Raw genomic sequence first — 11998 nt, 5'->3', positions numbered from 1 at the left:
CGTTTGATGGAGTCAATCCCTAAATCAGCCTCCATGTCCATGTCCATTTCCAGCATTTCTACTGGGTAGCCCGTTTTGTCGCTGGTGATGGCTAAGAGGTTTTTATCCAAGTCAACAATATCGATGGTTGCGCCAGATACAGGTGCAGCAGTTGTGGGTGCTGGTTCTGGAGTGAATGCAACAACTTCGTTGACTGGAGGTGAGCTAATTTTGACTACAACCTCGGCTTGGGGTTCTACAACTGGCGGAATCGGTGATGCCGCTACAGGCTCTACTGTCTCTGTTGAGAAAAGATTAGGGAGCAAAGAAGAGAAATTTTCATCCTTCTTAGCAGTGGGGGATACAGGAGTTTCAACTACAGGTACCACCTGAGGAGCAGGGGGGAGAGGTGCTTGAATAACTGTTGAGCCATTTTTAGCTATTGGCTCATTTACAGGCAATGGCTGGCTTTCTACTATCTTGGTAGTAGGGGGTACGGGTGCATCAGTGACAGTTGTTTCTGCGGTGAATGGGATGAAATGATCGCTTACCCCATTGCTGAGTTTCTCTGCCAGTTGAGTAGTCCCATCACCTGAGATGATTTGAGAATACTCTTGCTGTATGAGTTGGAAAAAGTTTTTGGTATATTCCAACTGCTCTTGAAGATATTGCTCATGGATGCGTAGGGTTTCACCTTGTTGGGAATGAAACTGCATCATGCTGCGCTCTAAGCTTTCCATCACAACTAGCTTCATTTTGGCAGTTTCGGCTGTTGATTTACTTTCACTCAACAAAGAATTCTGCTGCTGCATCAGTTGGAAAAACGCTTTGGCGTATTCCATTTGATGGTTAAGATAAGTACCGTGAACTTGTAAATTCTCGGCTTGATTTTCCTGAAACTGTGTCAGAAGATATTCTAAACTTGCTAAAAGTTGTTCGTAATTTGTAAGTTTTTCTGGTGTTGGTTGCATCTTAGATTCCTGGGCTGGTTGTGACAGGGTAACAGGATTCATTTGTTGCTCTGTTTGGGTGATATTAGAAGTCACACTACTGATTGCTGGGGTAAGTTTTTTATGTCCGTTAGTCTCGATCGCAGCGAGAGTTGGAGTCACACCTGGACTGCTAAACAAAGGAGCCGCATCAGAATATTCGGGAGTGGGTAATGTAACTTTATGCCCATCCTGCAAAGCTAGAGCGAAGGCATTTTTCGTTTTTTCGGATCTGTAGTTTATCCCGTTTAAACGGACATTTAATGTCTTCTTCGTCTCAATTGGGGGGATAGTTTGGGGAAGTTGGTAAGGATCGAGGTTATTCAAAGCCAAACCAATCACACGCAACTGCACAACTGCTTCTCGTAAAGAGCGATCGCTATTCTTTTGAGTGCTGGGATTTAAAGATACGGTGAGATGAGGGCGATCGCCAAGGATATCTTTGACTAAGTTGGTGAGAATTTTCCTCGGCCCAAATTCCACAAAGCAAGTACCACCCGCCGCATAGATATTTTCAATTTCCTGCTTAAACAGCACTGAATTAGAAAGGTGCGTTTCCAGGATTTTTTGAATATTTAGGGGTTCTTTGGGATACTGTTTGCTGGTAACGTTGCTGTAAACAGGGATTTTGGGACTTTGGAATTTGACAGACTTAGTAGCGATCGCAAAGGATTTCTGAGCAAAGGCGATTAGCGGTGTATGGAAAGCTGCTGAAACAGGTAACAATACAGCCGTATATCCTTTCTCGTGTAAAGCCTCTCTAACTCTCACTATTTCTGCGGTGGGGCCAGCCAAGACAAATTGAGTCGGAGAATTTTGATTAGCGATCGCAACTTGCGGAAAATGTCTGATTACTGCTTCGACTTTGCTGATGTCTTCTTTAACAGCCAGCATACTTCCTGCATCATGATCCGGGTCTTCGGGTGCAGCCATTGCTTGACCCCTAGCTTTCACTAAGAACAAGTAATCTTCCGTACTCAAAACCCCCGCAGCCCATAGCGCTGTTAGTTCACCAAAACTATGTCCCGCCACAAAATCTGACTTGAATCCAGCTTGTTGCAGAATGCTGTACATCCCTGCACTCAACACCCCGATGGCTGGTTGAGCGTATTCTGTGCGTTGTAAGGCAGCAATTTGGACATTTTTTTCTGTTTCCGCAAACACAGGATGAGGAAAAACGATTTCTGACAACGGCTGCAAATTATCTTTGAGCAACAGGCTATCCATATAACCATGAAGACGGCGCATCAAAGGGAAATTCATTACCAGTTCCCGGCCCATCTCTAAGTATTGCGAACCTTGACCAGAAAATAGAGAGACAACTTTTCCGCCCAACTCCATACCAGAGGCGCGGTAATAAATTCCTTGGGGATGCTCCCAAGATGCTGCTGTTCCTTTGTGTTTCAGCCAGTCAATGCTAGTTTGCAGCAACTTGCAAGCTTCTTCGAGATTCTCAGCTACAAATCCAAATCTGGCAGCAGAGAGGGGAATTTGTGGCGATTTACACTCATTGACTAATTGTGCATAATGTGTTTTTGCTTCAGGCGATCGCAACTTACCTAAAATCTCTTCCGATTTGCTCAACAATTGATCTACTGTAGGAGCAAACAACAGTACTTCACTAGCTGCACCGTGTAAGCGGTAAGCGTGGTTTTGGTCGGCTTCATATTCTTCCAAAACAACGTGATAGTTAGTTCCGCCAAAGCCAAAGGAACTCACACCTGCGCGTCTGGGTGCTTCCCCTTCTGGACGAATCCAAGGTCTGGTTTCGGTATTCAAATAAAAGGATGAAGTTTTAATGTTGAGTTTGGGGTTTGGCTCAGTGATGTTAATTGTCGGCGGTAATACTTTGTGATGTAAAGCCAAAGCAGTTTTAATCAAACTCGCCGCACCCGCAGCCGCTTTTGTGTGTCCGATTTGTGATTTCACACTACCCAAAGCGATGTGCTGCTTTTTCTCATCATGTTCATCAAAGAAGTCTTTTAAAGATCCGAATTCTGTCGGATCTCCAGCCATTGTGCCAGTGCCATGTGCTTCCATCAAACCAACAGTCGCAGGAGAGAAACCGGCATCTTCATAAGCACGTTCTAAGGCTTTGACTTGACCTTCTTTGCGGGGAGCATAAATGCTCTTGTAGCGCCCATCGCTGGAAGTACCAATACCTTTAATTACGGCATATATTTTATCGTTGTCCCGTTCAGCATCTTCTAACCGTTTGAGGACAATCATCCCGATACCTTCACCCAGCATCATCCCATCGGATTTAGCATCGAAAGGTTTGACACTCTCACTAGGAGAAACAGCCGGTGTTTTGCTGAACGAGATGTAAGCCATGATGGTGTTGTCGGTATCAACACCACCAGTCAACATCATGTCAGAACGATGCTCAACTAGTTCGCTAATTGCCATTTTTAAAGCACCGAAGGAACTAGCGCAAGCGGCATCAACTACGCAGTTCATTCCGCCAAAATTTAAACGGTTGGCAATTCTACCCGCAACTACGTTAGCTAACATTCCAGGGAAAGCATTCTCATCCCACTTCACATAAGCGCTTTTGATTTTATCAACGATTTTTTGCGTATCTTCGTCAGATAAACCACTGCTTTTAAGTGCTTTTTCCCAAATCGGATATTCCAACCTAGCTGAAAGTGGCATTCCTAATTGCTTGGCCATAGCCACGCCTAAGATTACCCCAACCATCTCGCGGTTAAACTGACGTTTTTCGCCATAACCTGCATCTTCCATTGCCTCTTTCGCAACTACTAAACTTAATAGTTGCGATACATCTGTGACTTCCAAAATGCTAGGTGGGATACCGAATTCCATTGGGTTAAAATCAACCTCTGGAAGAAACCCGCCTCTTTTACAATAGGTTTTATCTTCAGTAGTTCTGGGATTGGGATCGTAATAATCTTCCACGCTCCAGTGAGTGGCAGGAACATCAGTAATACAGTCAATTTTATTTACTATATTTTGCCAGTATTCCCGCAAATTTCTGGCTTGAGGCAATAGAGAAGCCATCCCAACAATGGCTATAGGATTGTGTTGTAATTGTCTGTTAATTCTGTTAATGGACACTGATTTATCTGATTTATCTGACTTCATTTTTTTTTCCTCTATAGACCTCATTACAGCCTTTTCACAATTATTGATAAGGCTCTCTAACTCCGCTAAGGCAGTATCAATCGAATAAGCAGACATAGGGCATAGTTAGTACTGTGGATTGTGTAGCTACAGTAATTCTGTTGCCTACTAATTAATGAAAAACTCTCGTTTTATAAGCAATTAGCTATCTTATCTTTGCTAAATGCTTGTCTTGAAATCGACACCACACGATACATACTGCCGGGGTAAAGCCTTATGTTTCCAGGCGACTTTGGTACACTGCGATCGCGAAAAAATCTTATTCAACGCTAGACTCTTGATGTTGTGGCAATAGGTCAACCAATTTTGGATTTTAGATTTGCATTAGCGTTAGCGAGTAATCCAGCGTCTTTTAGATTTGTTCCACCCACCATAAGTGGAGGACAAACCAAAAAAATCCAAAATCCAAAATCTAAAATCGCTACGGTCGATGACGTTGTTAAAACTGGTAAAATAGTCTTGGAGTGTAATACCTGCTTGACCAGTGAATTCAATGCATTTGTAATAGTAGAGATTTTCAGCAATGGTATCCCACTGGAACAATAAAAACTGAGGAGCAGCTAAGGGAACAGAAACGCTTTTTTTGCCTGAAATCGCTTGATTATCTAGCCTAACCACAGCAACATAGCTGTTATTAATGACAACGTTCTGTATCTTGATCAACGTCATAGCCAGTTTCAACGTCCAGGATAATATATTTTATGGGATTTGACCCAGGAAAGTTGACAAGTTCGTTACAGAAAAGACACCACCTTTAATCCGAGTTTATGCAATTTTAAAAGTAATTAAACGATCAGAAGGTGATGGATAAGCAGTTATGTTTAGTTATTTTTAATTTTAAAATTCTAATTAAATAACTAGTTTACTTAACTGCTTTTAAGCATTGAATTAATAAAAACAATAACACACTTTACATAAACTAAATCATTCCTTTAAAGTTATTTTATAAATAAACCTCCACTATTGCTGATGTGACTTTTGAATAAAATTCAGCATCAAAGTATAATTTCTGACTAAAGAAATGTGTAAGATATTTTGTTATCTACGGGTTAGCCAAAAATTTGTGCTGGCTTAAGTTAACAATGCAAATCTGTTGTCTAGTAAGTAACAATTCCATGAATACATAGATAAATTCAATAACCATAAGTATGTTTTCTCAGAGAAACATCATAATTGAATCAAAGTTTTGGGTTATTTTTCAATATAAGTCAAGTTAAGACGTAAAGCGGTTATTTATAAAGCAAATGTTAATTTTTAGTATGTTGCTTGGTAAACATAATTATGATTGCATCCTTTAAAAGGGTGGTTATAAAGCGCAGTTACACAGATAAACGTCAAAGTCTGACATCCCGCCCAGAACTTAAGTTCTGCGGCTCATAGTTCAAGTCCACTAAGCGTGAACTGAAATTTTCGCTTTCATCAAGGATAGTCATGTACATCGCTACAAATTTTGTATTTAGTCCTCTCAAGAGGACTTTAGCTATTAGCCTTGGAATAAATTTCAAGGCTAATAGCACCGAAGCAGAAGATTTACAAGTATGTTGGTAATTACAAGGAGTCAAATCCCTTGTTAAAGGTAAACAAACTTCCGCCACAGTGTACTCATGTCTTATTAGATATGCGTTGGCATAACCCACTAAAGGTATCGCTTCATGCTTTTAATTACTATGAACAAAGCTGATAAGAATGTCTAATCCTACACAACCTTGCTAATAATAATCTGTTAGTAATATCAAATCTGCTTAATAACAAACTATCTTTTGGTATTCAATTAGCAGATGAGGGATTAGTGATGAGCAAATTTATTCAGTCTCTAATCTGACTGTGATGAAATATTTTAGTGAGAGAATCAGGACTTATGCAAAGCTAATCAGTTGACAAAATACACTTTCTATGGCATTATTAATAAAAAGTTTATCCAAACTTTGAGTTCATTTTAACTGGCGCTTCGTTATTCTTGAGAGTTAAGTTTTCTGGTTAGCGCTATTGTATTTTACGCTACTGGATTAGATGTCAAATTAGGATATAACTTAGGAAGCTTTGAAATAACACCACCATTAATTTCCACGCCACAATAGTGAGTTTGGGCGGCAAAAGCGTACAACAATTCATATAAAACCAATTTAGACCCATCCACTTGATTAAGGTAGAAACCCTAGAGGAAAAGCCCTCTTGGTAATTTGCGGATGAGTCTATATCTAATCGACTAAATATAACCAGGCTATCCCCTAGAGAACAGAATTGGAATGAAAATATGGCAGTAAATAAAGAAAGCCGATTATTCACAAAACCCGTAGGGCGATCGCAAGTAATTTTAGCAGCTTCTCTCACCTTGGCGGCCGGATTAATAGCTTTTTATAGTTTGGTACCGTTTTGGTCTAAACCTAAAGTTGTGACACCGCAAGCGCTTCCTCCAAAAGCTGCCACTCCTGTGAAACTTGCTGTGACAGCCTTGGGACGTTTGGAACCAGAAGGCGAAGTTACTTCTTTGACTGCTCCGGCTTCTAATAACGGGGTGCGAGTAGACAGACTGTTGGTAAAAGAAGGCGAGACGGTTAAAGCAGGGCAAATACTGGCATATCTAGAAAATTATGGTCGTTCTAGAACCGCATTGCAACAGGCTTTAGACCAACTGCAAGTTGCCAAAGCTAAACTAGCGCAGGTTAAATCTGGAGCTAAAACCGGAGATGTCGATGCTCAAAAGGCAGCGATCGCCCGTTTAGAGCCACAATATAAAGGAGACGTTGCTACACAACAGGCGACAATCGCCCGAGTCCAGGCTGAAGTAGACAATGCTCAAGCTGAGAACGATCGCTATCAGCAATTATATAAACAAGGTGCGATCGCGGCTTCTATAGCAGATACCAAAGCTTTGCAACTCAAGACTGCACAACAGCAGCTAGCAGAAGCTCAAGCCACCCTCAAGCGGACTCAAGACACATTCCAAGAACAACGCAAGCAAGCACAAGCGCAACTCACTAGTATTAGTGAAGTGCGTAGTGTAGATGTTCAGGTAGCACAAACCGAAGTCAACAGTGCAACAACTTCTGTTCAACAAGCAAAAGCCGACTTGGATTTAAGTTATATCAAATCTCCCATAAATGGCAAAATTTTAAAAATTCATGCCAAAACCGGAGAAGTCATCAGCGCCAGCAAAGGATTTGCTGAAATAGGTAAGACATCTCAAATGTATGTGATTGCAGAGGTGTATCAAACCGATGTTAAAAAAGTGCGTGTAGGACAAAAAGCCACCATTACCAGCACTGCATTTAATGGAACAATAAAAGGAACTGTAAAAGAGATTGGTTGGCAAGTTGACAAGCAAAACATCTTCAGCCTAAACCCTGGTTCAGATACAGACCGCAGAATAATTGAGGTAAAAATCTCCATCGATAATCCCACAGATAGTGAAAAGGTTGCTCGTTTAACCAACTTACAAGTGGATGTCGCCATTCATATTTAGTCATTGGGCATGGGGCATTGGTCATTCACAAATGACAAATGACAAATGACAAATGACAAATGACAAATAACAAATAAATCCATGATTTTCAAAATTCCTTTAGCATGGCTACAGCTAGCGCAGCAAAAAGTTCGTCTACTAGTAGCTGTAGCCGGGATTGGTTTTATTGTGCTGCTAATGTTTGTGCAACTTGGTTTTCAAGATGCTCTCTATTCAAGTGCGACCGCAGTACATCAGAATCTCAAAGGAGATTTATTTTTAGTTAGTTCTCAATATAAATCTTTGACCTCAAATCAAAGTTTTTCGCGGACTCGTTTGTACCAATCTCTGGGGTTTGATGGCGTAGAGTCAGTTAGCCCCATGTATTTGCAATTTGCCAAACTGAAAAATCCGGCAACTGGTGAGAAATATTCAATATACGTTATTGGTTTCGATCCAGGTAGACCTGTGATCAATCTCCCAGAAGTTGAGAAAAATTTAGATAAACTGAAAATTCCTGATGTCGTGCTTTTTGACCGGAGTTCTCGCCCAGAGTTTGGCCCAATAGCTAAAAACTTTGATGGGGGAGATACTGCACAGACAATTGAAATATTTCCCTTCAATTCATTAATTGGCTATAGAGTTAGAATTGGTGGCTTATTCAGCTTAGGGCCTTCCTTTGGGGTAGACGGAAATTTACTTGTCAGTGACTCAACTTTCTTAAGGATAAATCCCAATTCTCGTCCGGCAGATATGATAGATATCGGTTTGATTTCCCTCAAACCTGGTACTAATCCAGAAACAGTACTAAAAAATTTGCAAGCAAGTTTGCCTAATGATGTCCAAGTTTTTACACGTCAAGGTTTCATTGATTTTGAGAAAAAATATTGGGCTGTTAGAACACCAATTGGTTTTATACTTAACTTGATGTTGACAATGGCTGCTGTTGTTGGTGTAGTTATTGTTTATCAAATTCTTTACAGCAATATTGCTACCCAGTTTGTTGCTTATGCAACTTTAAAAGCCATAGGTTATGCCAACAGATATTTGTTGAACGTGGTATTTCAGCAAGCTTTGATTTTGTCAATTTTAGGTTATATTCCCGGATTTATTACTTCTGTTTTGTTATATAGCTTTGCAGCAGAAGCAACTAAATTACCAATACTTATGACCACTAATAATGCACTGATTGTCTTAACTTCAACAGTTCTCATGTGTATAACTTCAGGAGCGCTTGCTATCAATAAACTCCGCTCCGCAGATCCGGGAGATATTTTCTAAATAAGACAAGTTGCTCAGAGCAACTTTTTAAAGGTAGGTAAACTTTCGCTACAGTCTTCTATCTGTCAAGTCAACAATACTTGGTTTGTAGTGAGCGCTTTAGCACTCAAATCAAGGACTAAAGTCCTGACGACGAACTTATTCATCCATCAACCTTGGTGTGATGGGCTACTAAGCTTTTGCTTGAATCCAAAATCTAAAATTGGTATAACCCCTAATATATGAACCTCAACAACAAAACTCTGCTAATTACTGCAATTGATGAATTTGTCGGTTTGCGTACAGCCGAGTTAGCAATAGCGCAAGGAATGAAGGTTCGTGGACTACAAAGTTCTACAGAAAAGAACAAACAATTAGAGCATTTAGGTGTTGAGATAATTATTGGTAATATCACTGATTCTACTATTGCCCAAAAGGCTTGTCAGGGAGTAGATATCGTTTTACATACAGAGCAAATTGCCGAAGAAGCTGGCTCAATTAGCCATTTTCGTGATATCAATGTTGGCGGTACTATCAACATGGCTAAAGCCGCTAAACAGGCTGGTGTCAAAACATTTGTGCATCTATCCAGTGTGATGGTTTACGGTTTCAACTATCCTGATGGTATTACAGAATCGGGGCCACTCTCAGGCGAAAATAATCCCTACTGTCAAACAAAAATAGAAGCTGAAACAGCAGTTTTAGAACTGAATAATCCCTCAGATTTTGGCATCATTGTTATTAGGGCTGGAGATATTTATGGCCCAGGAAGTATCCCCTGGATAGTCAGACCAATTCTGATGATGCGTCAAAAATTATTTGCCTGTGCCAACGATGCTAAAGGAGTGATTAATCATGTATATATAGATAACCTGATTGATTGCATCTTTCTAGTCATAGAAAAAGAAACCTATGGTGAAATATTCAATATCACCGACGGACAAGAAACTTCGTGGAAAGAATATTTTATGCGTTTAGCAGCAATGGAAGGTTTACAAGCACCCCTTTCATTATCGAAAGATGAAATCAAGTTGTTTCTAAAGCTACGTGTTCAAGGGCAAAAACTTTTTCGGAAAAAAGTTGATATCTTACCAGAGTCTATAGATTTTATGACTCGTCCCTATGCTTGTTCTATTGTTAAAGCCCAAAATCTGTTAAATTATAAACCAACAATTGACCTAGAATCAGGAATGCAGCGAACACATGAATGGCTGCAAAAAACAGATATTCAAAGCTTGATGAAATAGTCTTTTGGGCGTGATACTGCAAGGCGGAAGTCAAAAGTCAAAAGTCATGCATAATTGTATTCCGAGCTTCTTGCGCCATTTGAAATGGTGAACCAGCGCTGCGGGAGAGTTTCCCTTTGCAGGCGACTGGTGAACCCGAAGGGTATGTTTATTTCCGCCGTGCTGTAGTAGGGATAATATAAGGATTAGAATAGTAGGTTAGGTTGAGGAACGTAGCAACATCCCGCAGGGTAACCCAACATTATTAAGGCTTTGTTGGGTAACGCTTAAGCTCAACCCAACCTACTAAATTCTAACTTATTGATTCTGAATTATGACGTTGCATCTACCTAATAATTATCTGCAATTAAGCAATAATCCACAGGTTTTCAGAATACTTGTTTTATATGAATACCAATCAGCCACGATTGAGCATCGGGTTACCTGTATACAATGGTGAAAAATTTCTCAAAGAGGCCATAGATTCACTCTTGGCTCAGACTTTTGAAGATTTTGAGCTAATTATTTCAGATAATGCATCTACAGATAAAACTGAAGAAATCTGTAGAGCTTATGTCAAGCAAGACCAACGTATTTGTTATTACCGCAATGACAATAATATCGGTTGTGCCCGTAACTTCGATCGCGTTTTTAAATTGTCTTCGGGTGAGTACTTTAAGTGGGCAGCCTATGATGATCTACATGCTCCAGATTTTATCAAGAAGTGTATTGAGGTGCTTGACCAAGATCCAACTATAATCTTGTGTCACTCCCAGACATATTTCATTGATGAAGAGGGAAGTTTTCTCCAAAACTATGATATCAAACTCAAGGCAGATGCACTCAAACCACACAAGCGTTTTCACGAATTGTTGACCAAGCATTTATGTTATCAATGTTACGGTGTAATTCGCGCCAGTGCCTTGAAAATGATACCGCCTATGGGTGGTTATGGTAATGCAGATGGAATTCTCTTGTTAAGACTTGGTATTATCGGTAGGTTTTATGAAATTCCTGAATACCTATTTTTTGCCAGAAGCCATCCGCAACAATCAATGAGTATGTATTTCCCTAATTATCTGTTGTTTACTAACAACAGAAAAAAACACTCATTGAGTATGCTGCCTGATTTTTATGCGTATGCAGTATGGTTTGATTCCGCAAAAAAAGGACAAATTTTATTGCCACATTGGAGAATACTTTGGGAGTATGTACTCTCTATATGGCGTAGTCCCTTGAGTTTGTCTGAGCGGCTGTATTGCCATAGAAGTTTGCATCAGCAGTTAAAAGGAACAGAATATCTTTTGCTAAAAGATTTACTAAAGGTGCTGCAAAGACTTTGGAAAGATTGGCAAGCAGCATTAATAAAAAAACAGCCAGTCCGACTTTGAACGAATCACTTCAGAAAAAAAGCTGTGTTTGCCAGTTTTTTTTAAACCCACGAATCACCTAATTATTCACCACAAAACTATGTTGAAACTATCTCAAGTTTGTCATGTTTTGCTTGCTACTTTAGTGAGCATCAGCTTTGCTAAAACAGTGAATGCAGAGCCAACTGCAACACTAAATGTTGTGGTAAATGGAGTACATCACCAAAAAGGTGAGATTTGCTTCAGAGTTTACGCAAGTGAACAAGGATTCCCGATGAGTAATTCTAGTGGCTCTCAAAGTGGCTGCGCTAAGATTACTGGCAATTCTGTAAAAAAACAATTTTCCGGTTTGAAGCCTGGAACTTATGCTGTCGCCGTAGTTGACGATCAAAATGGCGATCGCAAACTCAATAAAGACTTTTTCGGTATTCCCAAAGAAGGTTTTGGGATTTCCAAAAATCCAACTGTGTCCATACAAACAGGTTCACCAAAGTTTCGTGATGCCAGTTTTGTTGTAAACAAAAATACAACAGTCAACATCATCATGAAATATTCGCTGGATTCGTAAAGGAGTGGGGAGTGGGGACT

At 40.1% G+C, this 11998-nt stretch carries 7 protein-coding genes; 5 read left to right on the top strand and 2 right to left on the bottom strand.

From position 1 onward, the window contains the following. Positions 1-4169 (bottom strand): beta-ketoacyl synthase N-terminal-like domain-containing protein (locus ACFFAP_RS16940; protein ID WP_375512300.1); only part of this gene is annotated, 4169 nt, incomplete at its 3' end. A gap of 273 nt (positions 4170-4442) precedes the next feature. Then, on the bottom strand, positions 4443-4781 hold the full coding sequence (locus ACFFAP_RS16935) for a hypothetical protein (protein WP_375512299.1): 339 nt from the start codon (positions 4779-4781) through the stop codon (positions 4443-4445). Between the two features lie 1585 nt (positions 4782-6366). Between ACFFAP_RS16935 and ACFFAP_RS16930 the strand changes: the two genes are divergently transcribed. The 5 genes from ACFFAP_RS16930 to ACFFAP_RS16910 all read left to right on the top strand — a co-directional run bounded on the left by ACFFAP_RS16930 (position 6367) and on the right by ACFFAP_RS16910 (position 11978). Continuing rightward, a complete protein-coding gene (locus tag ACFFAP_RS16930; RefSeq protein ID WP_375512298.1) occupies positions 6367-7575 on the top strand; it encodes an ABC exporter membrane fusion protein in 1209 nt (402 codons plus the stop codon). 81 nt (positions 7576-7656) lie between these two features. Beyond that, positions 7657-8835 carry an ABC transporter permease DevC gene (devC, locus tag ACFFAP_RS16925; RefSeq protein WP_375512297.1) on the top strand — a complete coding sequence of 393 codons (1179 nt, stop codon included), beginning with the start codon at positions 7657-7659 and terminating at the stop codon, positions 8833-8835. 221 nt (positions 8836-9056) lie between these two features. After that, the gene (locus ACFFAP_RS16920; RefSeq protein ID WP_375512296.1) at positions 9057-10061 is read left to right on the top strand and encodes an NAD-dependent epimerase/dehydratase family protein; all 1005 of its coding nucleotides are present in this window, start codon (positions 9057-9059) and stop codon (positions 10059-10061) included. Positions 10062-10447: 386 nt separating this feature from the next. After that, positions 10448-11431, top strand: a complete 984-nt coding sequence (locus ACFFAP_RS16915; protein WP_375512295.1) for a glycosyltransferase family 2 protein — start codon at positions 10448-10450, stop codon at positions 11429-11431. A gap of 79 nt (positions 11432-11510) precedes the next feature. Continuing rightward, positions 11511-11978: a DUF2141 domain-containing protein gene (locus ACFFAP_RS16910; protein ID WP_375512294.1), complete on the top strand. Its 468-nt coding sequence runs from the start codon at positions 11511-11513 to the stop codon at positions 11976-11978. The last annotated feature ends 20 nt before the right edge of the window (positions 11979-11998 follow it).

It is taken from the genome of uncultured Nostoc sp., assembly GCF_964245575.1.
GTDB lineage: Bacteria > Cyanobacteriota > Cyanobacteriia > Cyanobacteriales > Nostocaceae > Nostoc.
This window is presented reverse-complemented; position numbering and strand designations above follow the sequence as displayed.

What these genes read in the sequence shown, in the direction of transcription:
- ACFFAP_RS16930 (WP_375512298.1), top strand. Translation starts at nt 6,367, where the DNA reads ATGGCAGTAAATAAAGAAAGCCGATTATTCACAAAACCCGTAGGGCGA.
- ACFFAP_RS16915 (WP_375512295.1), top strand. Translation starts at nt 10,448, where the DNA reads ATGAATACCAATCAGCCACGATTGAGCATCGGGTTACCTGTATACAAT.
- ACFFAP_RS16910 (WP_375512294.1), top strand. Translation starts at nt 11,511, where the DNA reads ATGTTGAAACTATCTCAAGTTTGTCATGTTTTGCTTGCTACTTTAGTG.
- ACFFAP_RS16920 (WP_375512296.1), top strand. Translation starts at nt 9,057, where the DNA reads ATGAACCTCAACAACAAAACTCTGCTAATTACTGCAATTGATGAATTT.
- ACFFAP_RS16935 (WP_375512299.1), bottom strand. Translation starts at nt 4,781, where the DNA reads ATGACGTTGATCAAGATACAGAACGTTGTCATTAATAACAGCTATGTT.
- devC (WP_375512297.1), top strand. Translation starts at nt 7,657, where the DNA reads ATGATTTTCAAAATTCCTTTAGCATGGCTACAGCTAGCGCAGCAAAAA.